The sequence below is a fragment of the Pseudomonas sp. 22515 genome (assembly GCF_052044625.1).
Classification (GTDB): domain Bacteria; phylum Pseudomonadota; class Gammaproteobacteria; order Pseudomonadales; family Pseudomonadaceae; genus Aquipseudomonas; species Aquipseudomonas alloputida.
Genome location: NZ_JBQENN010000015.1, coordinates 93143 through 116335, shown reverse-complemented (window position 1 = coordinate 116335; position 23193 = coordinate 93143). Strand labels below are relative to the sequence as shown.

The window sequence follows — 23193 nt, the reverse complement described above, 5'->3', positions numbered from 1 at the left end:
ATGAGTGAACCCGTACAATTTCCATTGGCGGCCGTGGTCGGTGCAGACGACCTCAAGCTGGCGCTGTGCCTGACCGCCATCGACCCCAGGATCGGTGGTGTGCTGATCGAAGGGCCGCGTGGCATGGCCAAGAGCACCCTGGCCCGTGGCCTGGCCGACCTGCTTGGCGAAGGCCCGTTCGTCACCTTGCCATTGGGCGCCAGTGAAGAGCGGCTGGTCGGCACCCTCGACCTGGATGCCGCGCTGGGGCAGGGCAAGGCGCAGTTTTCCCCGGGCGTGCTGGCCCAGGCCGACGGCGGTGTGCTGTATGTCGATGAGGTCAACCTGCTGCCCGACACCTTGGTCGATCTGTTGCTTGACGTGGCTGCCAGCGGCACAAACCGCATCGAGCGTGACGGTATCTCGCATCGGCACAGCGCCCGCTTCGTACTGATCGGCACCATGAACCCGGAAGAGGGCGAACTGCGCCCGCAGTTGCTCGACCGTTTCGGATTGAACGTGGCGCTGGAGGGCTTGCCGGAGCCCGAGGCCCGGCAGCAGATCATTCGCCGCCGTCTGGCCTTCGACAGTGACCCTCAGGCGTTCTGCGCACACTGGGCCCAGGCCCAGGCGCAACTGCGCGAGCGCTGCCACGCGGCGCGCCAGGCCTTGGCCGACATTGCCCTGGATGACCAGGCGCTTGCCTGGATTACCGAGCGCTGCTACGCCGCCGGCGTGGACGGCCTGCGTGCCGACCTGGTGTGGCTGCGCGCTGCGCGCGCCCACTGTGCCTGGCGTGGGGCTGCAGCTATCGAAGAAGTGGATGTCGAGGCGGTGGCCGAATTCGCCTTGCGCCATCGCCGCCGTATGACGCCCCAGGCCAGCCCGCCGTCGGCGCCACAGCCGCCTGACCAGCAGCCTGGCGCCGGCAACCCGGGCGAACAGGGTGGGCAGGGCGACTGGGGGGCATTACCGGCACAGCCGGTAGCCAGCGGCGCCCGCCGCGAGGTGCCGAACTGGGCAAAAAAGCCCTGAGCATCCCCCAGCCACCAGCCAACGGGGCGGATGCCAGAACGGGCATAGGCAAGCAGAACGGTACCCGCCGTGGCCTCGTGCGAAATGCGGCGGCCGGCCGGGTAGCCTGGCTGCCGACCTTGCTCAAAGGGCGGCCACGCCAGCGACAGGACCTGTGCTGGCAGCAGCGCCAAGGCAGGCCGGCAGAATTGTGGCTGGTGATCGTCGATGCCTCGGCTTCAACCCGGCGCCATCAGGCGCTGGCACAGACCAAAGGGCTGCTGGCGGCATTGTTCGACCAGGCCTACCGCCAGCGCGCCCGCCTGGCCCTGCTGACTGCCAGCGGGCGCACACCACAGTGGCAGCGCCACGGGCTGAAGGCATCCGCTGCCTTGCAACCCTGGCTGCAGGCCTTGGGAGCAGGTGGGGGCACGCCGCTGATCGCCGCCTTGGAACAGGCGCGGCACTGGCTACAGGCGCGGCAGCGAGCCCATCCGCAAGAGGCCTTGCGTTGCCTGGTGTTCACCGACGGTCGCCTGCAGCACAGCAATACCGTGCAGCCGATGCCATGCGCCACGTTGTTGGTCGATATGGAACTGGCGCCCGTGCGCCTGGGACGCGCGCAGCGTCTGGCAGAACAATTACAGGCTGATTACCAGCACTTGCAACAATTCAAGGTGGTGGATTGAACTGGCAGGTTGCGACACGTTGTCGCAATTGGGAAAGTTGCCACAACAGCAACAGAGAAGTTGTACAAGTGCGTGACCATGCACGCACTTGTTGTGCTGGCCGATATTACTTCGGCATCGACCACGGTTGCAGGTCGTAGCCCTTTTCACACAATTCGGCGCGCACTTCTTCGATCAGGCTGGCCCACTGGGCCGGGTCGGAGTAGATGCGCGACGACACTTGCTTGGCGCCGATGCGGGTGCTGGTCCGGTCGATCACTGCCAGGCTCAGTTCACCAGTACCGTTGGGTGCATCCCAGGCTACGCACTGGAAAGGTTCGAAGGCGTGGTCGGCAATCAGCAGTGCTTCGTTGACACGGAGCGGGGCATTCATGGTTCGGTCTCTCTATGGTCCCAAACATCGAAGTGAAGTCCGCGTTGCTTCAAAGTCGCCTCATTGATCGCGAAGTGCAGCGCGGGGTTATGTCTACTGATGCTCGTTGTTCGTGGGTAAGTCACACATTGGCTGTAAATTTTTTTTCAGGGTCGACGCTGTTCTTGCCTGCGCCGCCATGTGATGTCGATAAAGTGCGAAAATTCCCGTGGCGGTTTGTAAAAAAATGATTCGGCAGACAGACGGTACTGGGCACCGTCAACTTCGTTGCTACTGTTAAACGGGCGCCACAACTTGCTGTTTTACTTCAAAAAACCAAAAACTGGCGCCAAGGATCGGTCATGCAGCAGCCTGCCGCTCAACGCCGTTTGCTTATCGTCGACCCCTGCGACGATTGCCACCGCTTGTTACCTGGCCTGCGCAACGCAGGCTGGGATGTGGACAGCTGTATGCTCGGGGCCGCGCTGGACCAAACGTGCGATGTCGGGCTATTGCGCTTGCAGGCTTCGCACCTGAGGCACCCGGACGCGGTCAAGGACATGATCAAGCGCAGCAACACCGAATGGATTGCCGTGCTCAGCGCCGATCAGTTGCGCATGCCGGCGTTCGGTGATTTTGTGTGTGAGTGGTTTTTCGACTTCCATACCCTGCCGTTCGACGTCTCCCGCGTGCAGGTAACCCTGGGCCGGGCCTTCGGCATGGCGCGCTTGCGCGGCAAGGGGGCCGTCAAGGTCGATGAGGCAACCCATGAGTTGCTCGGCGAAAGCCGGCCTATCCGCGAGTTGCGCAAGTTGCTGGGTAAACTGGCACCCACCGAATCGCCTGTGCTGATCCGCGGAGAAAGCGGCACCGGCAAAGAGCTGGTGGCGCGCACCTTGCACCGCCAGTCGCAACGCAGCGAGCAACCGTTCATCGCGATCAACTGCGGGGCGATCCCCGAGCACTTGATCCAGTCCGAACTGTTCGGCCATGAGAAGGGCGCCTTTACCGGTGCCCACCAGCGCAAGACCGGGCGTATCGAAGCGGCCGATGGCGGCACATTGTTTCTTGATGAAATCGGCGACCTGCCGTTGGAATTGCAGGCCAACTTGCTGCGTTTTTTGCAGGAGAAGCACATCGAGCGGGTGGGTGGCAGCCAGCCCATACCGGTGGATGTACGGGTGCTGGCGGCCACCCATGTGGACCTCGAGCGGGCCATCGAGCAAGGGCGTTTCCGCGAAGACCTGTATTACCGCCTGAACGTCTTGCAGGTGGTGACCGCGCCGTTGCGCGACCGGCATGGTGACCTGTCGATGCTGGCCAACCATTTTGCCCATTTCTACAGTGTGGAGACCGGGCGTCGGCCACGGTCGTTCAGCGACCATGCCCTGGCGGCGATGGGGCGGCATGACTGGCCGGGCAATGTGCGCGAACTGGCCAACCGCGTGCGCCGCGGGTTGGTGCTGGCCGAAGGGCGGCAGATCGAGGCGCAAGACTTGGGGTTGCAACTGCTCGACCCGGAACAACAACCGCTGGGCACGCTGGAAGAATACAAGCAGCGCGCCGAGCGCCAGGCGCTGTGCGATGTGCTCAACCGGCACAGCGACAACCTGAGCGTGGCGGCCAAGGTGCTGGGCATTTCACGGCCGACGTTCTATCGGTTGTTGCACAAGCACCAGATACGCTGAGCGCTGCTGAGGTACGCTTGCGCTGTTCTTTGAAGCCGCTCTTACACAAGCCCGTGTAGGAGCGGGTTCACCCGCGAAAGGGCCGGGCCTGCTGGCCAATTTCCACCCGCCGTTCACCGTTGTCGCGGCTACCGTATTCGCGGGTAAACCCGCTCCTACCGGGAAACCACAAGCCTGCGTAGGCGCAAGTTTACCCGCGAAAGGGCCGGGCCTGCTGGCCAATGTCCACCGGCCGTTCACTGTTGTCGCTGCTACCGTATTCGCGGGTAAACCCGCTCCTACACCGGGGTGGACACACATCGGTTTAGCCGCGAAGAGGCCCTGCCCGGCGAACTCAGTGCGGTCCGCGCGGGATGGTCTTGAGCAAGTCTTCGGGGCTGATATGCCCCACCACCTGGGCCACCGCGCTGCCCGGGGTCGGCAGGTCGATGATGTGGCTCTTCATCTTGCCGATCACATGCATCTCGCACGGCTTGCAGTCGAACTTCAGGGTCAGCACTTCGTCACCCTGAATCAGCTGCATCGGTGCCACCTTGGTACGCACGCCGGTCACGCCCTTGGCCTGCTTGGGGCACAGGTTGAAGGAGAAGCGCAGGCAGTGCTTGGTGATCATCACCGGCACTTCGCCGTGTTCTTCATGCGCTTCATAGGCCGCATCGATCAGTTGCACACCGTGGCGGTGGTAGAAGTCGCGGGCCTTCTGGTTGTATACGTTGGCCAGGAACGACAGGTGCGACTCGGGGTACACCGGCGGTGGCGTGGTCTCGGCCTTGCGCCCGCCACGCGGATGCGCCTGCACGCGTGCTGCAGTCAGTGCCTCGATGGCTTCGCGGCGCAGGGCCTTGAGCTGCGAGTTGGGAATGAAGTACGCCTGCGGGGCATCCAGTTCGATGCGGTCGGCGTGGTACAGGGTGGTGCCCAGTTGGCCGAGCAGGTCGTGCAACTGCTCCAGTGCCTGCTGAGGCTTGTTGGCTACGCCGAATGGGCCGTCCAGGGCCACCTGCACGCTCACGCCTTCTTCACTGCTGAGGGTAAGCATCAAGCGCTGCTCGCGCAGGACCGCGTGCCACTCCACGCCGACCCGGCGTTCGGAGGAGGTGCGTTGCAGGGCCTGTTGCCAATTGTGGTCGAGGTTGCGCGACAGCGGGTGGTTGGGCCGCAGCTTGTGCAGGCCTTCGGGCATTTCGTTGGGCTCGACGCGATAGCGGTAGCGCTTCTGGCCGTCTTCTTCGAATTCGCCACGCGGTTCGGCGATGTTGGCGCGGAAGCCCACCACTTCGCGCTTGACCAGCACATTGAGGCCGTCGCCGTTGGTCAGCGGTACGTCGGTGACCACTTGCATGTCACGCTTGCCGACCTTCTCCACTACGCCCACCGGCAGGCCGGTGAAGGTTGGCGAGTCGAAGGCGCCGATATCGACCTTGCGGTCGGTCACGAAGTAGTCGGTGCTGCCGCGGTGGAAGGTTTTATCCGGGTCGGGCAGGAAGAAGTGTTCGGTACGGCCGCTGGACGCGCGGGCGTACTGAGGGCGGTCTTCAAGGATGGCATCGAGCTCTTTGCGGTAATGGGCGGTGATGTTCTTCACATAGCCCATGTCCTTGTAGCGGCCCTCGATCTTGAACGAGCGCACGCCGGCATCGACCAGGTCAGCCAGGTTGGCGGTCTGGTTGTTGTCCTTCATCGACAGCAGGTGTTTCTCGAACGCAACCACGCGGCCCTGGTCATCTTTCAGCGTGTAGGGCAGGCGGCAAGCTTGCGAGCAATCACCACGGTTGGCGCTGCGGCCGGTCTGCGCATGGGAAATGTTGCATTGGCCAGAGAACGCCACGCACAGCGCGCCGTGGATGAAGAACTCGATGGCGGCATCGGTTTCGGCGGCGATGGCGCGGATTTGCTGCAGGTTCAGCTCCCGCGCCAGTACCAGTTGCGAGAAGCCAGCCTGGTCGAGGAACTTGGCCCGTTCCAGGGTGCGGATGTCGGTCTGGGTGCTGGCATGCAGCTCGATCGGCGGGATGTCCAGCTCCATCACCCCAAGGTCCTGCACGATCAGCGCGTCAACGCCGGCATCGTACAGCTGGTGAATCAGCTTGCGCGCCGGTTCCAGCTCGTTGTCGTGCAGGATGGTGTTGAGGGTGGTGAACACGCGTGCATGGTAGCGATGGGCGAACTCGACCAGCTCGGCGATATCGCTGACTTCGTTGCAGGCGTTATGGCGCGCGCCGAAGCTCGGGCCGCCGATATAGATGGCGTCAGCGCCGTGCAGGATCGCTTCACGGGCGATGGCCACGTCACGGGCAGGGCTGAGCAGTTCCAGGTGATTCTTTGGAAGGGACATGTCGTTATATTTTCGGGCTGTCACGGTTTAGGCGGGCATTGTAGCGGTGAAACGGGCTGGCGGCATCATTGGGGTGCCGAGAGGTGCGGGATTGGCTGCGGGTACACGCAACTGTGGGAGCGGCCTTGCGTCGCGAAAGGGCCGCAGAGCGGCCCCGGCGATCTTGCAGTCAGTCAACGATGTTGGGGGCGCTGCGCACCCCAACAAGCGCAGCTCAGCGCTTGGCAGCCATCGCCGTCACTTCCACACGCATGCCTTCAAAGGCCAGTGAAGCCACACCCACCGCCGCACGCACCGGCCAGGGCTTGCTGAAGAAGCGCTGGTACACCTCGTTGAACGCTGCGCGGTCGGCCATGTCGGTCAGGTAGATGGTCAGGTGCAGCACGCGGTCCATACCGCTACCGGCCTTTTCCAGGGCCACTTTCAGCGCCTGCAGGGTGCATTCGCTCTGCTCGACGATGCCGCCCAGTTCCAGGCTGCCGTCGGCGTGGGTCGGGATTTGCGTGGTGACCAGCACGCCGTTGTACTCGGCAACGTCCGAGGAAATCGACTCGGCGTCCGGGTCCGGGGTGTAGAGGATGTCTGCATGTGCCATGGTGTGTCTGCCTTGCAACGGAAGGAAAACGGCAAGCCTACGCGAGCGCACCTGCCCGGTCGAGGGTGCCTCGGCGTTTGAAATGCGCGGCGTTCGCCGTCAGAATCGCAGGCGATTGCAAAACCAGGGGTTTACGTTGAACGAACAGACTTTGTCCAGGCGCCTGGAGCGTGTGGCCGCCCATGTGCCACAGGGCGCGCGCCTGGCCGACATTGGCTCGGATCACGGCTACCTGCCGGTGGCCTTGATGCTGCGTGGCGTGCTCGAGGCCGCGGTAGCGGGTGAAGTGGCACAGACGCCGTTCGCCTCGGCCCAGCGCAATGTGCGCAGAAACGGCCTGCAAGCGCAGGTAACCGTACGCCTGGCCGATGGGCTGGCAGCGGTCGAGCCGCAAGACCGTATCTCGGTGGTGAGCATCTGCGGGATGGGCGGCGACACCATGTGCGAGATACTCGAGGCCGGCAAGCAGCGCCTTGGCGGCGTCACGCGCCTGGTACTGCAGCCCAATGGCGGTGAGCGCGAACTGCGCCAGTGGCTGGCGGGCAATGGTTACCAGATCGTCAGCGAAGAGCTGCTACGGGAAAACCGCTTCGATTACGAGATCATCGTCGCCGAGCCGGGCAGGGGGGTGTATAGCGCTGAACAGCTGTACTTCGGCCCCGTGTTGATGCAGGAGAAAAGCGAGGCGTTTGTGGTCAAGTGGCGGCGCATGCTGCGGCAGAAGCAGCAGACCCTGGCCAATTTCCAGCGGGCCCGCGATGCGGTGCCTCAGGCGAAGGTCGACGATTTCAATCAGCAGGTGGGCTGGATCACCCAGGTGCTGGCCTGACTCACTGCTGCGAGCAGTTGCCCATTTCCCGGTAGTCGATTTCGCGCTTCTGGCCCTGATGGTCGACGTACACCATGTGTGCGGTGCCTACCTGGCAGTCGGCGGCGTTGCTGGCCGGTGTGATGGAGATGACCTTGGCCACGTCCAGCGGCATGCCGTATTCATATTGGCTGCTGACTGGCTGGTTGTTGCCGGCATCGGCAAAAGCACCGAACGAGGCGAAGGCAGCGGCAATGGCAAGGACAGCGATCGAGCGTTTCATGACAGGCTCCTTTTTTAATGGATGGCTAATGATCTATTCATTGGTCATCCACAATAAATGGGCTAAACCGTGATAGATTCCTGCCTGTAACGCAAGAATAAGACAAAGAAAGGAGCCCACCTTCATGGACATGCTGCATGCCATGCGTACCTTCACCCGTGTGGTGGAATGTGGCAGCTTCGCTGCAGCTGCCAATGCTCTGGATATTTCTGCAGCGCAGGTTTCGCGCATCATTGCCGAGCTGGAGAACCAGCTGCAGACCCGCCTGCTGCACCGCACCACCCGGCGCTTGCGCATGAGCGAGGCGGGTGAGCGGTTTCTGGAGCGTGCTCGGCAGATCATGCTGCTGACCGAAGAAGCCGTGGGCGAAGCGCGAGGGGCGCACCTCACGCCTCGCGGCCATCTGCGTTTGCACTGCCCGCACGGCATGGGGCTGTTGCTGATGCCGCTGGTGGCCGGCTACAACACGCTATACCCGGAAGTGGTGATCGAGCTGACGCTGTCGCAGCGTAACCCCGACCCGCTGGCAGAAGGGCATGACGTGGTGATCACCGTGGACGGTGCGCTGCCGGATTCGCAGCTGATCGCTGTGCCGCTGGGCAACATTTTCAGCATCCCCTGCGCGGCCCCCGGTTACCTGGATACCCACGGTGTACCGGAGCGCCCCGAAGACTTGCACGGCCATCGCTGCCTGCGCATGGCTTACCCGATGTACGAAGGCGATTGGGTGTTCCCGCAAGGGGTTGACCAGTGCGTGATCGCGCCGAATGACAGTTTTTCCACCAACGTTGCCGACGCCATGCTGGTGGCCAGCGAGCTGGGCATGGGCATTGGCCTGCTGCCGTTCTACACCGCCAGCGAGGCGATCGAGCAGGGGCGCTTGCGCCGGTTGTTGGCACCGTATCGGTTGAGGGAGAGTGCGCTGTATGCGATGTATCCGTCACGCCACTACCTGGATGCCAAGGTGCGCACCTGGATCGACTACCTCAAGGAGCAGTTGCCGGCGCTGTTCGAGGGGCATGCCAGGGTGGTGGATGACGCGCGGTATTGGCGCTGAGGCGAGAGGGTCCTGTGGGAGCGGGCGCGCCCGCGAACACCGGCAAAGCCGGTGCCAGCCACAGCGTCGCCCGCGCCCCCAAGAACCGCGTTGCCTTTGCGTTACAGCGGATAGTTTTTCAATTCCCGTGCAATCAGCATGCGCTGGATCTCGCTCGACCCTTCATAGATCTGGGTAATCCGCGCATCCCGGTAGTAGCGCTCCACCGGGTAATCTTCCAGATAGCCGTACCCACCATGCACCTGGATGGCCATCGAGCACACCCGCTCGGCCATCTCCGAAGCGAAGAGCTTGGCCTGTGACGCTTCCGACAGGCACGGCTTGCCGGCGCTGCGCAGGCGGGCGGCATGCAGGATCAGCAAACGTGCGGCGTTCACCTGCACCTGCATGTCAGCCAGCAGATTGGCGATGCTCTGGTGTTCGTTGATCGGCTTGCCAAATTGTATGCGGTCACGCGAGTAGACCAGCGCCGCTTCGAATGCGGCGCGGGCGATGCCCAAGGCCTGGGCGGCAATGCCGATACGGCCGCCTTCGAGGTTGGACAGGGCAATGGCCAGGCCCTTGCCACGCTCACCGAGGATATTGGCGGCAGGAATGCGGCAGTTGTCGAAGGTCACTGCGCAGGTGTCGGAGGCGCGAATGCCCATCTTGTGCTCGCTGCGGTCAACCTTGAACCCAGGGTTGTCGGTGGGCACCAGGAACGCCGACAGGCCTTTCTTGCCCAGCTCCGGGTCGGTCACTGCGAAGACGATCGCCAGGCCGGCACGGCGGGCATTGCTGACGAACTGCTTGGCACCGTTGATGACCCACTGGCCATCCACCCGCTCGGCGCGGGTGCGCAGGTTGTGCGCCTCGGAGCCGGCCTGTGGCTCGGTCAGGCAGAAGCAGCCAATCACCTCGCCGCTGGCCAGGCGTGGCAGCCACTGCTGTTGCTGGTCGGCGGTGCCGTAGGCCAGCAGCGGGCCGCAACCTACCGAGTTGTGGATGCTCATCATCGCCCCGGTGGCGCCGCAGCCGGCGGCGATCTCTTCCACGGCCAGGGCATAGGCGACATAGTCGGTGTAGCTGCCGCCGAAGTCCTCGGGCACCACCATGCCCAACAGGCCCAGTTCGCCCATCTTGCGCACCACGCCATCATCGATCCAGCCGGCCTTTTCCCAAGCCTGGGCATGGGGTGCGATTTCGCCACGGGCAAAGTCCCGGGCCATGTCGCGGATCATGATCTGTTCTTCGCTCAGTTCGAGGTCTTGCATCTGTGTACTCCCGGGCTCACAAGCCTTCGAAGAATTGTTCGACCCGCTGGCCTTGCAGCGCGGCCAGGGTCGGCGGGTTCCAGCGGGGCTGCTTGTCCTTGTCGATGATCAGGGCACGCACGCCTTCGATGATGTCGCCGTGCTGGAACCACTGGCGGTCCAGGTGCAGTTCCATGGCAAAGCAGTCGTCAATGCCCAGCTCGCGCCCCCGGCGCAGCATCTCCAGCGTAACCGCCATGGCCAGAGGCGAGCGGGTTTCCAGCTGATCGGCGGTGGCCACCGCCCAGGCGTGGCTGTCGCCAAGGCTCACCGCACGCAGTTGCTCGACGATGGCTGGCAGGTCGGGCAGGGCGAAGAAGTGGTCGATGGCCGGGCGCAGCTTTTCCAGTGGCGCATCATCCAGTGTCTGGGTGCCGAGCCTGGCCAGCAGGTTTTGCAGGTCCTTGAGCGGGTGGTCGCTGAAATCGAGCTGGTCGAGGCCCCGGTCGAGGGCAGCGAGCTGATCGCTGGCCAGGTACCAGTCGGCCAGGCCGCAGTACAAGGCGTCGGCCGCCTGGATCTGGGCACCGCTGACACCCAGGTAGATGCCCAGCTCGCCGGGGATGCGCGAGAGGAAGTAGCTGCCGCCCACGTCCGGGAAGTAGCCGATGCCAACCTCGGGCATGCCCAGCCGGCTGCGCTCGGTGACCACGCGCAGGTCGCAGCCCTGGGCCAGGCCCATGCCGCCACCGAGGGTGAAGCCGTCCATCACCACCAGTATCGGCTTGCGGTAGCGGTGGATGACCAGGTCGAGGGCGTACTCCTCGACGAAAAAGGTTTCATGCAGCGTGTCGCCGGCCTTGAAGCTGTCGTACAGCGAGCGGATATCGCCACCGGCACAGAACCCCTTGGGGCCTTCGCCGCGCAGGACCACGGCGCGTACGTGCGGGTCGTCGGCCCACTGGTCCAGGTGCTGACGCAGGCTGCGCACCATGTCCAGGGTCAGGGCATTGAGACCGGCTGGGCGGTTCAGGGTCAGGTGGCCGATCTGGTTGCGGACCTCGGCCAGTACATGGTCGGTTGCTGCCGGGGTATGAGCGTGTGCAGTCATTGCGTTCTCCCTGCTTTGTTATTGATTTTCCAAGTGAAGTCTGGAGTTCGCTGGAGGATCGCAGGATCCTGGCATGCGAATTTGCCTTGCACAATCGACAATTGTGCAAGGGTACCGTGCGTTTTTACCTTGTGTGAGGCCAGCGCGCGCTTGTGGAGCAGCCTTTGCCCCCACGGGATTCCGTCCCCCGATTCGGGGGATCCTGCTGGGGGATCCTCCCCAATACGTTGCGGTTGATCGTACAAGTTATTGATTAATATTGAATTTTTCTTCTGGCACACACCTTGCTCCAGCTCCCCGCAGAGATCCTGTGTCCCGGAGGTGCAGCATGTCGACGCCGCTCAAAGGCCCCATCCTGTCATCACTTGTACTGGCCTTGCTTGGCTGGGAAGCAACCAGCGAGGCGGCTGTGCAGTGCCAGCGCACCCTGGTCGCCAACGTGGTGGCACTGGACCAGCCACTGATGTTCAACCGCCTTGGCGCGCAAAACGCCAACGGCATGATGTTTGCCCTGCGTGAGGACGTGGTGGACGACAAGCAGGTCCCCCTCAGCAAGGGCGGGGCCGCGGTACCGGGCAAGGTCACCCTGCGCCCGGACAAGCGCCCGCGGCCTATCGTGCTGCGCGTGGCGGCCGGTGACTGCCTGACGGTCAACCTGACCAACCTGCTGGATTACAAGGCGAACCCCAACAAGCACGGCATCGAGGCTGAAGAGCCCGAGGGTGAGGAAGAGGGGCCGGAGGTTGAAAACGAAGGCGGTGAAGGCTTTGTCGCCGACGAACAGGTGGCTGAGCGTATGGTTGGCTTCCAGGTCAACGGGATGCAGGCGGTGAACAGCATTGCCGATATTTCCGCCTATACCGGGCGTAACGGCAACTTCTTCGTCAGCCCCGGCAGCACCCGCAGCTACACCCTGTATGCCGAGCGCGAAGGGGCCTTCGCCGCCACCAGCAAAGCCGCTACGTTCGGCGGCGAGGGCACGGCGGGCAACGTCTCCAACGGCCTGTTCGGCCAGGTGGTGGTCGTGCCCAAACTGGGCCGTACCTACCGCAACACCCTCACTGAAGAAGAAATGCGCCTGGCCACCACGGGTCGAACCGCCACCGGCCAGCCCGTGATCGACTACGAAGCCCGTTATCCGCAGGTCGAACCGTGGATCGCCGAAGGCAAGGCCGGCAAACCGATCATTGCCATGGTCAACGGCAACGAGATCATCAGCAGCGAAACCGATGCCATCGTCATGGGGCCCAACCCTGACGGTAGCTTCCCCAGTTCCACTTACCCGCTGGAAAGCGCGGGCAAACGCAACCCGGCGCTGCCCAACCGACTGGAAGCGTTCCGTGATTTCGCCTCGCAGTTCGCCGACGAGGTTGCCGGTACCCAGGCCTTCCCTGGCTACTGGGCCGACCCGGTGATGGGCCACGTGCTGGAGCCGGCGCGCGATTCGTTCATGATCAATTACGGCTCTGGTGGCATGGGTGCCGAAGTGGTGGCCAACCGCTTGGGGGTGGGCCCGATGCACGACTGCCTGTCGTGTGCCTATGAGGAGTTCTTCCTCAGCGCCCACACGGTCGGCGATATAGGCACCCTGGTGGATGTACCGGCCAACGTTGGCCTGGAACACATCCGTCCGGGCGAGGTGCCGCCGGCCAGCGCCGTCGGGGTCAAGGCCAGCATGGCCCTCTACCCCTCAGAGCCTGCCAACGTGCACCACAGCTATATCGGTGACTTCACCAAGTTCCGCAACACCCACAACGGGCACGAGCAGCACATCTTCCACTTGCACGGCCATCAGTGGCTGTTCAACCCCAATGACGACAACTCCGACTACATCGATGCCCAAGGCATCGGCGCCGGCGTCGGCTACACCTACGAAATCGCCAACGGTGGTTCGGGCAACCGCAACCGCGTTGCCGGCGATGCCATTTACCACTGTCACTTCTACCCGCACTTCGCCCAGGGCATGTGGGCCATGTGGCGGGTACATGACGTGTTCGAGGAAGGCACGCGGCTGGAGGTAAGCGGGCAGGGCGAGAATGGCTTCCACAGTACCCCGTTCGCCCTGCGTAGCGGTAAGCCGGCCGTTGGCGCCCGGGCCCTGCCCGATGGCGAGATCGTTGCCGGTACGCCGATTCCGGCCATTGTGCCGTTGCCCGGCAAGGCCATGGCGCCCATGCCCGGCAAAGTCGTGGTCGTGCCCAAGCTCTCCGAAGCGTTGGTTGCCGCCAACGATGATGACCACGAAGACGAGGATGATGACGACCACGCCAGCGAGGCGCCCGTGCGCAAGGCCGTGGGCTCGCTGGCGCTGGTCGATCGCACCGAGGCCAACCGCAATGCCGACGGCACGCTGAAAAACCCAGGCTACCCGTTCTGGATCGGCGGCATGGAAAGCAGCGTGGGCAACCGCCCGCCAACCCCGCCCCTGGACATGCTCGACCCGGCCCTGGCCCGGCAACTGAAAGACAGTGGTAAAGCCCTGTGGGCCAACCTGGATGCGAACCAGGTCGATGGCTGGGACGGCGGCCTTGGCCGCCATGCACTGGACGGTGTGTCCGCCGGTGGCGTGGCGGAGACCACCACCACCAAACTGGACTTCACCAAGGTCGTGCACAAGGCCAAGCCCATCTACCTGCCGGAAGAGGGCACCGATGTCGAGCAGGCCGCCATGCAGTTCCACGCCATGGCTGAACACCCCAGCTATGCATTGATCCCCGGCAGCCAGCCAGTGGCCAGTGCGTTCCGCACCAACGGCGCCTTGCCGACTGCGGGTGCGCCGTTCTACGAGCCGTGCATGGATGACCGTGGAAAACGCCTGACCCAGTCTTCCGGGGTAGGGGAGTTCAACAGTGGAGAGAGCCTGACGAGCGTGAACTTCCGTGGCGCCTCGGCCTTCACTGCCGACCGCCCACGCATCTACAAAGGGGCCAACATCCAGTTCGACGCGGTGTACAACAAAGTGGGCTACCACTTCCCGCAGGCACGCATCATTGCCCTGTGGGAAGACGCCTGGCCGGTCATTACCAAGCAGCGCCCGCCAGAGCCGCTGGTGATGCGCATGAACACCTTCGACTGCGCGATGTACCAGCACACCAACCTGATCCCGAACATCTATGAGATGGACGATTACCAGGTGCGCACCCCGACCGACGTGATCGGCCAGCACATCCACCTGCCCAAGTGGGACCTGACCGCTGCCGACGGCTCGGCCAACGGCTGGAACTACGAAGACGGCATTCTTTCGCCCGGTAGCGTGGTCGAGCGCGTGCATGCCATTCGTACTTACAACGGTTGCACTGATGGGGATAGCCGCGATGGCACCGCTGCCTGCCCGAAAGCCAGACAGCACCCGTACTTCGGCCGCTTTGGTCGCGCCGACTGGCTGGGCGCGCGTACAGCGATGCAGCGCTGGTTCGCTGACCCGCTGGTGAACGTGCATAACGTCGACCGTGGCCTGGGTACCATCTTCACCCATGACCACCTTGGCCCATCGACCCACCAGCAACTGGGCCTGTATGCCACCGTGCTGGCCGAACCGGCCGGCTCCACCTGGTACCACGCCGAAACCGGCGAGCAACTGTACAACCCGGCCACGCGCCAGGACGGCGGCCCGACCTCGTGGCAGGCGGTGATCCAGACCGGCGACCACGATGGCGACGGCAAGAACGACAGCTACCGCGAGTTCTTCCTGGAGTACAGTGACTTCCAGCATGCCTATGAAGCCGGGGTGTACGTAGGCGCAGGGCCGGACGGCATTCCCAATGCCCAGTCGTACCCGGCCACAGCCGACAGCTTCCGCTACGCCATCAACCCGCCCGTGCGCGGCAAGGCGTCGAACCTGCTCGAAGCCATCGTCGAGAAACGCGGCGGTCTCAACCCGGGCTGCCCAAGCCGGCCATGCCCGCAGGCGATCTCGGTGGATGACCCGGGGATGTTCGTCGTCAACTACCGCAACGAACCGCTGGCCCTGCGCGTGTATGACCCGAACAAGGTCGGCCCGGACGGCAAGCGTGGCATGCAGGCCGACGGCCTGGCCGGCGACCTCAGCTATGCCCTGCAAACCCGTACCGACCGCGCCATCCCGGCGATGAACCTGTCGCCATCGGCGATTACCTCGGCAGTCGGCCCTACCGGCGGCACTACGCTGTTCCCGCCGCATATCAACACGGCTGGCGCCGAGCCGGGCGACCCGTTCACCCCGTTGCTGCGCACCTATTCCGGCGACAACGTGCGCCTGCGCATGCACGCCGGTGGCCATGAAGAGGAGCACAACGTCACCCTGCACGGCGTGAAATGGCTGCAGAACGGTTCTGGCTTCGGCAACAGCTCCAATTCGGGCTGGAAGTCGTCGCAAATGATCGGCATCTCCGAGCAGTTGGGCTTCATGGCGCCGGTGTCGATGATCTCCAGTTCGGCAGCCACCAACGGCGACTACCTGTACTCGCTGGACGCGGCCCTGGAGGGCTATTGGAACGGTATCTGGGGCATCATGCGCAACTACACCGCGCAGCGTGCCGACCTGTTCCCGCTGCCCAACAACCCGCAGCCGGTGGCCATGCGCAACACCGTGAACTTCAACGGCATCTGCCCGAAAACCACGGCCAACCCGAACGGCATCGGTACCCGCACCACGGTCAAGCGCAGCTACGAGATCGTCGCAGCGCTGGCCAACGACATCCTCGAAAACCGTAACGGCGTCAGCATCAATGACCCGGCGGGCGTCGGCCAGCATGTCGGTGGCGCGCTCAAGGCCAACGGCGGCACCCTGGTGTTCAACAGCCGTAGAACCGCCATCCCGCTGGTGAGCGGGGTAGACCCCGAAGATGGGGAGCCTTTCACCATCGGTGGCCACAGTGCGCCGCTGCATGACCCGACCGCGATCCTGTACGTGCGCAAGGCTGACCTCGATGCCACCACCGGCAAGCTCAAGGCGGGTGTCCCGGTAGAGCCGCTGGTACTGCGCGCCAATGCCGGCGACTGCATCAGCATCACCCTGGAGAACCGCTTGCCACTGGTGATGCCAGACCTGCCGAGCACTGCAGTGATGCACAACGTGGTCAAGCGTGACCGCTTCGACAGCGAAGGCTCCACCGCCTTTGCCAACAACCTGATGCGGCCGTCCAGCCACGTGGGCCTGCATGCGCAACTGCTGGCCTACGACATCACCAAGTCAGACGGTGCCAACGTTGGCCTGAACCCGGTGCAGACCGTGCCACCACGTGCCGGCACCAGCGGCGCTTACCCGACCAAGGAGTACCAGTACTACGCCGGCCACCTGGAGCGTGAAGGCAAACCGGTGTCGCAGCTGGGCCGCACAGTGGACAACATAAACACCACGCCTATTGAGTTCGGCGGCCTCAACCTGACCCCGTCAGACTTCATCAAGCAGCCGCAAAAAGGTCTGGTGGGCGCCATGAGCATCCTGCCGCAAACCGCCACCTGGACCGAGGATACTGCTACCCGTACCCAGGCCACGGTGAAGGTCAGCGGCCAGCCGGACTACCGCGACTTCGTCACGGTGTGGCAGCGCGCGCTGAACATGCGCTGGGCCGATGGCCGTCCGGTAGAAGGCATCAATACCGAAGGCAACGGTGCTGCCGGTGACCCGCAAGACAACGGCAACATGGCGGTCAACTACAAGACCGAACCGTTGTGGCTGCGCTTCGGCATGGCGCCCGACTCGCCATTCGGCCGCGCCAATGGCCTGGGCTTTGGTGATGTACCCAACGCCCACATGGCCTACGCCAACGCCCTGGTCGGTGGCGACCCGCAAACCCCGGTGCTGTACGCCAAGCCTGGCCAACCGGTACGCAACCATATCGTGATGCCCAGTGGTGGCAGCCGCGGCATGGTCTACCAGTTGGACGGGCACGTATGGCCACTGCACAACTACCAGGCCGAGAAGAGCGATGCGGACGGTTACCCAATTGGCCTGCCTGGTATCGGTTCGGTGCGCTTTGGCTACAACCCGATGGCCATGTACATCGGCGCGCAGGAAAGCGTACTGCCAGCGGCGCACTTCAGCTTCATGTTGCCGAGTGCCGGCGGTGCCAACGCGGTGGCGGGTGACTACCTGTTCCGCGACTACGCCGCCTACGGCAACCTCTCGGGGCTGTGGGGGATCTTGCGGGTGACCAACGAAGCGCCGCCGGCAACGGCCCCGGCGCAGTGACGGAAGGGGAACGCGAGCATGAACAAAAAGACTCGCCCTGCTTACTTGGGGGTAGTGCTGGGGGTAGCGCTGATCGGCCTGGGCGTGGCGTACGAAAAGCTATGGTGCGACCCGCGCGAGCTGTTGCAGGAACGGGGCGGCTCGCAGGCCTTGCACCGGCTCAGCCGGGACGGCGTGAACGTGGAGTTCGAGGCCCGGCCATTGGCCGGCGGCGAACTGAAGGAGGGCGGCTTCGCCAACATCCGCTTCAAGCTCAGCGACCAGACCAGTGGCCAACCGCTGTCGGGCATGGCCCCGGGGGCGTGGATCGACCCGGCGCAGTCGGCCCCGGCCGGGGACCGCGAGCAGAGCTGCAAGGCGCGGGTCGCGCTGTTTCTCAAGAGCAGCATCGGGGCCCGGCCGCTGCTCGACCTGAACAGCTACTTCTTGCTGATGTTGAACAATGACGCCAGCCTGACAGTGATCGACCCGACGGTGTCGGTGGGGGGCGTGACCAGCACCATGGCCCGCATCGAGCTGCCAGGGCGGCCCATGGACTGGGCGGCCACCAGCGACGACAAGCAGGTTTTCGTTTCGATACCCGAGCGGGGCAAGGTCTCGGTGATCGATACCGAAACCTTCACCCGCGTGGCCGACCTGGACGCCGGCGACCAGCCGCTGCGCGTGGCCCTGCAGCCGGACCAGCATCGGCTGTGGGTTGGCAACAACAGCAGCGACCCGGGCAAAGGCGGGGTAACAGTGATCGACGTGCCGGGGCGCAGTGCCATGAAGCACTTCAACACCGGTACCGGGCACCACGAAATCGCCTTCAGCGCCGACTCGCGCTATGCCTATGTCAGCAATCGCGACAGCGGCACCCTGAGCGTCATCGACATCCCGGAAATGCGCCTGGCCAAGACCATCAAGGTAGGCCCGCACCCGCTGTCGGTCAGCTATTCGGCGCTGTCCCAGGCTGTGTACGTGGTCGATGGCGAGGAGGGCAGCGTACGGGTGTTCGATGCCCGCAGCCATCAGTTGCGCCACACGGTCCAGGCCGAACAGGGCCTGGGGCCGATGCGCTTCAGCCGTGATGGCCGCTACGGCCTCGTGCTCAATACCCTGGAGAACCAGGCCCTGGTCATCGACGCCAGTACCGACAAGCTGATCCACCGCATCCCGGTGGCGGCCGAACCGTACCAGCTGACGTTCACCAAAGGCTATGCCTATGTGCGTGGCCTGGCCTCGCCGAAAGTGAGCATGATCAATCTGGCCAGCCTGGGCGAGGGGCGTGCGCCCATCGTGCAAGGCTTCGAGGCTGGCCCCGCAGCGCCGCGCCAGGCCGGCGACCTGCCACTGGCCCAGGGGCTGTCGGTATCGCGTGATGACAATTCGGTGTTCGTGGTCAACCCGGTGGACAACACCACCTACTTCTATGCCGAAGGCATGAATGCACCGATGTCCGGCTACAACAACCGCGGCCACCAGGCCCGCGCCGCCATCGTCGTTGACCGCAGCCTGCGCGAAGTGGCCCCCGGGGTGTATGGCTCGACGGTGAAGCTGCCCGCCGCCGGCAAGTTCGACGTTGCCTTCCTGCTCAACCAGCCGCAAATCATTCATTGCTTCAGTACCGAAGTGGCCGCAGGGAGCGATGCCAGCAAACGTAAAGGTGCGCGTGCCGAGTTCATTGGCCTCGACCAGCCGCTGCCGCAGCACAGCGACTTCACCGCGCGGGTACGGATTGTCGGTGACGACGGACAGCCGCGCCTGGGCCTGAACGACTTGAGCCTGCGCTACTTCCTGGCGCCATCGTCGATGCCGCGCAACCTGCAGCTGCAAGAGGTGGGCGAGGGGGTCTACCAGGCAGCGCTGAACTTGCCTGAGGCCGGCGCCTGGTACCTGCATGTGCAGTCGCCCTCGTTGGGGCGCAAGTTTGCCGAAGAAAACTACACCAGCCTGCGCGTTCTGCCGGCTGCTGCAACCAACGCCTCCCAGACTGACGTGAGGAATGTGCGATGAACGCCAAGCCTGCTTGCACACTGTTGGCCCTGAGCCTGGCATTCGCCAGCCACCTGGCCATGGCCCACGCCGGTCACGCGCATGACGGCCATGCCGGGCAGCCCCCGGCGGCGCATCAGGAAAAGGCCAGTGTGCGTTTTGCCGATGTGTCGCTGCTGAACCAGGAAGGCATGCCGGTACGTCTGGAGAAAGACCTGGTGGGTGACCATCTGGTGGTCATGGGCTTCATTTACACCAGCTGCACCACGGTATGCCCGGTGGTGTCGTCAATCATGGGCAAGGTCCAGCAGCAGCTGGGCGGCCGGGTAGGCGAGGAGGTTCGCCTGGTGTCGATCAGTGTCGACCCTCAGCGTGACGACGCCAAGCGCCTGCAAAACTATGCCAAGGCATTCCAGAAAGGGCCGGGCTGGAGCTGGCTGACCGGTACCCCGTACGCCATCACCGAAACCCTGAAGGGGCTGGGCAGCTTCAACGCCGACCTCAGCCAGCACCCGCCGCTGATACTGGTGGGTGACGGGCGTAGCGGGCACTGGACGCGTTACTACGGCTTCACCGACCCGGGCGTATTGATCGAAGAAATCAACCGCCTCAGTGCGCGCCGGGTACATGCCAAGAGCACCGCCATTGCCGACCATCACGAGGTGCAACCATGAGCACTGCAACCTCCCACCGCGCTGGCATGCGCGCATTCGACTGGCTGGTACTGGGTGGCTGCCTGTGGATCCTCACGTCGGTGGCGTTCGCCCACGAAGGCCATGCGCCGCAACCCCCCGAGCCGCAGCCAGCACCGCAGGCGATGGCCAGTGGTGGCGGTACACGCGACGCCAAGACCTGGTTCACCGACACCGTGCTGAAGGACCAGAATGGCCGCGAGCTGCGCTTTTACAGTGACGTGCTCAAGGACAAGGTGGTGATGCTCAACGTGATCTTCACCCATTGCACCGATGCCTGCCCGTTGATCACCCGCAAGCTGCGCGAGGTGCGCGAGGCCATGGGGCCAGCCCTGGCCGCCCAGGTGACCTTCGTGTCGATCAGCAGTGACCCGCTGAACGACACCCCCGAGGCGCTGAAGGCGTTCGCTGCCAAGCAAGGGGTGGATGGGCCGAACTGGTTGTTCCTGACCGGTGACAAGGCCAATGTCGACCTGGTGCTTGGCCGTATAGGGCAGTTCCTGCCGAGTCCCGAGCAGCATTCGACGCAGCTGATTGCCGGTGATGTTGCAGGTAAACGCTGGAGCAAGATTCGCCCGGATGCACCGCCAGCGGCGATTGCCCAGCGCATGCAGCTGTTGACCCAGCCGCTGGCAGGTCGGTAAGTATCATGGGCCGCCTGGGGAACTGGCCTCTGTGGCATCACCTGTTGTGGGAGCGGTCTTGCGTCGCGAAAGGGCTGCGCAGCAGCCCCGGCAGTGGCAGCTTAAGCGCAGAAAGAGGGGCGCGCTGCGCGCGCCTTTCGCGACGCAAGGCCGCGCCCACAGGGCTTGCGATATGGCTCACATGCGTGCTTGGCATGGCATCTTCGACCTCAGCCCTGGCCCTGGACTTGACCGACCACGAACAAGCCGGCAAACGCCTCTACCGCGAGGGCGTCTCCAGTAGCGACGCTCAATTGCAAGCCCGGGTCGGCGCCAGTGACATCACAGTCCCCGCCAGCGTGCTGCCCTGCGCCAGTTGCCATGGCAACGACGGCCGTGGCCGTGCCGAAGGCGGTGTTCGCCCCCCCAGCCTCGACTGGCAACACCTGGCACTCGGTCAGGGCCCGCGCGAGGCCAACGGCCGCCGCTACCCGGCCTACACCGACAGCAGCCTGGCGCGGGCCATCCAGCAGGGTATCGACCCGGCTGGCAATCGCCTCGACCCGGCCATGCCACGCTTCGAGTTGACCTTGGCCGACCAGCGCAACCTCACCGCCTATCTCAAACGCTTGGCCGAAGAACGTGACCCTGGTGTGGAAGAGGGCGTGCTGCGCCTTGGCACGCTGCTGCCTGCGAGCGGTCCGCTGGCCGACGCCGGGCAGGTGGTGCGTGCCGTGCTGGAAGACGGCGTGGGTCAACTCAATCAGCAAGGCGGCATTCACGGGCGGCGCCTGGAACTGGTGGTGCTTGACCCAGGTTCTGACCCAGTCAGTGCCGAACGCGCCTTGCAACAGTTGCTCGAGCAAAAGCGAGTGTTCGCCCTGATCGCGCCATTGGCGCCCATGCTCGACCAGCGCCTGACGACCTTGCTGGCGCCACAGAACGTGCCGATGATCGGCAGTACCCCGCGCAGCGGCGGCAGTGCACAGATCTTCGACCCGCTGCCCGGCTTGCCCGAGCAATTGCTGAGCCTGGCAGGCCATGCCCGTGTGGCGCTGGGCTTGGCGCCGGATGAGTTACGCGTGGTGTATGCCGGTAACGAACACGCCGCGTTGGCCGAGCAGGTGCGCGAGCGTTTACGACAGCAGGGCTGGGCGCCACCCGCTATCCAGGCGTTCGACGGCCAGGCGGTGGACGGGCAGGGCATCGTCTTCCTTGGCCGCGTCCAGGCCTTTGCCGAGTTGGCGGCGGCGTTGCAGGTGGCGGGCCGCGAGCCCTACCTGTTCGCCGCTTCCAGTCAGGTAGCCGGCGCTGTGGCGCGCTTGCCGGCGCAGTGGTCGCAGCGGCTGTTTCTGGCCTACCCCTACGTGCCAGAGGACTGGACCGAGCAAGGCCAGGCTACGCTCGCCGGGCTGCAGCAGCGCCAGGGCCTGGACCCGCGCCAGGTGTCGTTGCAGGTCAATACGCTGTGCGCGTTGCGCCTGCTGAGCGAAGCGCTGAAGCAGATTGGACGGGATGCCAGCCGCGAGCAACTGATTGCTGCGCTCGAAGGCTTGCACGATGTGCCCACCGGCCTGACCCCGGCACTGGGCTTTGGCCCTGGTCGCCGCCAGGGCATGGCAGGTGCCCATGTGGTGGCGGTGGCCCTGCCCGGGCCACGCTTTACTGCGGTCACCCCCTACCGGCCAGTGCCGGTCAGCCCTTGAGCGGAGGTTGTCATGCGGATCGTGTGGTTGTGCCTGTTGCTGGTGCTGACCAGCGTGAGCTGGGCCGATGTGCCAGCGGCGCGGGTCAATGGTGTCGAGATCGGGTTGATGCGCCTGGAGCGCTACTTCAGCGAGTACCTGGACGCCCAGGGGCGAGCGGTGACCAGCATCCGCAACCCAGGCCTGTACAAACGCCTGCGTGACCAAGCGCTGGACGAGCTGATCGACAAGGAGTTGTTATGGCAGGAAGCGCAACGCCAAGGCATTGCCGTCAGCGATGAACACGTGTCGGCACAGATTGGCGAGATAGAAGCGGCGTTTGGCAGCCCGGCGTTATTCGAAAGGCGACTGGCAGAGGCGGGCTTCGACAGGGCGCAGTACACTGAGTACACCCGGCATGAGATGGCGGCCCAGCAAGTGTACGCCCTGCTCAGCGCAGTCGACGCGCCGAGCCAGGGCGAAGTGGAGGCATTTTATGATGCCAACCAGCAGAGACTGCAAGGAGCGCAGAACCAAAGTGATAATCCATCGGTCATACGCGAACACGGCCTGGCCTTGGCCAGGGCAACGCTCATCGGGCAGCGGGAGGCGCAGGCGCGCCAATCCGTGCGCCAACGTTTGCGCGAGTCCGCTAAAGTGGAGATCGCTGACTGAGGCCGTTGATGGCGCTTGCCCCAATGCTGGGGAATTAGGGTTTGGCAATGTGCCATCATTTTCCCCGCTTGTGGGGAACAGGGTGGGTGCGCCTGCTCAGCGTAGGTGGGTTGCTGGCCAGCACCCTAGTAAAATCAGTGGCTTACAGTGGTGCAACATGACTATTCACGCCTGGCACGAAGCCTGCTCAAGTCTCTACAAGGGCGCACTTCGCAGACCGGGGAGCCGG

Annotated in this window: 17 protein-coding genes; 11 read left to right on the top strand and 6 right to left on the bottom strand. The window is 64.2% G+C overall.

Annotated features, from left to right (window positions below):
- Together ACTJJN_RS15840 and ACTJJN_RS15835 are read left to right on the top strand one after the other, a co-directional pair.
- Positions 1-1014 carry an ATP-binding protein gene (locus ACTJJN_RS15840; RefSeq protein ID WP_004577135.1) on the top strand — a complete coding sequence of 338 codons (1014 nt, stop codon included), beginning with the start codon at positions 1-3 and terminating at the stop codon, positions 1012-1014.
- A gap of 77 nt (positions 1015-1091) precedes the next feature.
- Positions 1092-1682: a vWA domain-containing protein gene (locus ACTJJN_RS15835; RefSeq protein WP_012052138.1), complete on the top strand. Its 591-nt coding sequence runs from the start codon at positions 1092-1094 to the stop codon at positions 1680-1682.
- 106 nt (positions 1683-1788) lie between these two features.
- On the opposite strand, the gene ACTJJN_RS15830 is transcribed toward ACTJJN_RS15835, so the two are convergent.
- A complete protein-coding gene (locus ACTJJN_RS15830; RefSeq protein WP_003247923.1) occupies positions 1789-2055 on the bottom strand; it encodes a hypothetical protein in 267 nt (88 codons plus the stop codon).
- Positions 2056-2396: 341 nt separating this feature from the next.
- On the opposite strand from ACTJJN_RS15830, the gene ACTJJN_RS15825 reads away from it, so the two are divergent.
- Entirely contained in the window at positions 2397-3722 is a 1326-nt protein-coding gene (locus ACTJJN_RS15825) for a sigma 54-interacting transcriptional regulator (protein ID WP_440781406.1), read from the top strand.
- Positions 3723-4056: 334 nt separating this feature from the next.
- Here the strand turns inward: ACTJJN_RS15825 and ACTJJN_RS15820 are convergent, their stop codons facing one another.
- Both ACTJJN_RS15820 and ACTJJN_RS15815 read right to left on the bottom strand, forming a co-directional pair.
- The gene (locus ACTJJN_RS15820) at positions 4057-6057 is read right to left on the bottom strand and encodes a peptidase U32 family protein (RefSeq protein WP_440781405.1); all 2001 of its coding nucleotides are present in this window, start codon (positions 6055-6057) and stop codon (positions 4057-4059) included.
- Positions 6058-6271: 214 nt separating this feature from the next.
- Complete coding sequence (locus ACTJJN_RS15815) at positions 6272-6652, bottom strand: RidA family protein (protein WP_014860143.1); 381 nt, start codon at positions 6650-6652, stop codon at positions 6272-6274.
- A 136-nt stretch (positions 6653-6788) separates the two neighbouring features.
- Between ACTJJN_RS15815 and ACTJJN_RS15810 the strand changes: the two genes are divergently transcribed.
- Positions 6789-7481, top strand: coding sequence for a tRNA (adenine(22)-N(1))-methyltransferase (locus ACTJJN_RS15810; protein WP_088512695.1), 693 nt, complete (start codon positions 6789-6791; stop codon positions 7479-7481).
- Position 7482: 1 nt separating this feature from the next.
- On the opposite strand, the gene ACTJJN_RS15805 is transcribed toward ACTJJN_RS15810, so the two are convergent.
- Entirely contained in the window at positions 7483-7743 is a 261-nt protein-coding gene (locus ACTJJN_RS15805; protein ID WP_003247932.1) for a DUF2790 domain-containing protein, read from the bottom strand.
- A 124-nt stretch (positions 7744-7867) separates the two neighbouring features.
- On the opposite strand from ACTJJN_RS15805, the gene ACTJJN_RS15800 reads away from it, so the two are divergent.
- Complete coding sequence (locus ACTJJN_RS15800) at positions 7868-8800, top strand: LysR family transcriptional regulator (protein ID WP_088512694.1); 933 nt, start codon at positions 7868-7870, stop codon at positions 8798-8800.
- 101 nt (positions 8801-8901) lie between these two features.
- Here ACTJJN_RS15800 and ACTJJN_RS15795 read toward each other — a convergent pair whose 3' ends face one another.
- Complete coding sequence (locus tag ACTJJN_RS15795; RefSeq protein WP_014756960.1) at positions 8902-10053, bottom strand: acyl-CoA dehydrogenase family protein; 1152 nt, start codon at positions 10051-10053, stop codon at positions 8902-8904.
- A gap of 16 nt (positions 10054-10069) precedes the next feature.
- Positions 10070-11143: an enoyl-CoA hydratase/isomerase family protein gene (locus tag ACTJJN_RS15790; RefSeq protein ID WP_440781404.1), complete on the bottom strand. Its 1074-nt coding sequence runs from the start codon at positions 11141-11143 to the stop codon at positions 10070-10072.
- Positions 11144-11471: 328 nt separating this feature from the next.
- On the opposite strand from ACTJJN_RS15790, the gene mnxG reads away from it, so the two are divergent.
- The 6 genes from mnxG (at position 11472) to ACTJJN_RS15760 (ending at position 22964) form a co-directional block, all read left to right on the top strand.
- Positions 11472-17315, top strand: coding sequence for a manganese-oxidizing multicopper oxidase MnxG (mnxG, locus tag ACTJJN_RS15785; RefSeq protein WP_440781402.1), 5844 nt, complete (start codon positions 11472-11474; stop codon positions 17313-17315).
- 18 nt (positions 17316-17333) lie between these two features.
- Entirely contained in the window at positions 17334-19310 is a 1977-nt protein-coding gene (locus ACTJJN_RS15780) for a cytochrome D1 domain-containing protein (protein WP_440781401.1), read from the top strand.
- Positions 19307-19963, top strand: coding sequence for an SCO family protein (locus ACTJJN_RS15775; RefSeq protein WP_004577519.1), 657 nt, complete (start codon positions 19307-19309; stop codon positions 19961-19963). Before ACTJJN_RS15780 ends, ACTJJN_RS15775 begins: the two co-directional genes overlap by 4 nt.
- Positions 19960-20625, top strand: a complete 666-nt coding sequence (locus tag ACTJJN_RS15770) for an SCO family protein (RefSeq protein WP_012052145.1) — start codon at positions 19960-19962, stop codon at positions 20623-20625. The genes ACTJJN_RS15775 and ACTJJN_RS15770 overlap by 4 nt, the downstream gene beginning before the upstream one ends.
- Before the next feature lie 194 nt (positions 20626-20819).
- A complete protein-coding gene (locus ACTJJN_RS15765; RefSeq protein ID WP_440781400.1) occupies positions 20820-22310 on the top strand; it encodes an ABC transporter substrate-binding protein in 1491 nt (496 codons plus the stop codon).
- 12 nt (positions 22311-22322) lie between these two features.
- Positions 22323-22964: a SurA N-terminal domain-containing protein gene (locus ACTJJN_RS15760; RefSeq protein ID WP_012052147.1), complete on the top strand. Its 642-nt coding sequence runs from the start codon at positions 22323-22325 to the stop codon at positions 22962-22964.
- The last annotated feature ends 229 nt before the right edge of the window (positions 22965-23193 follow it).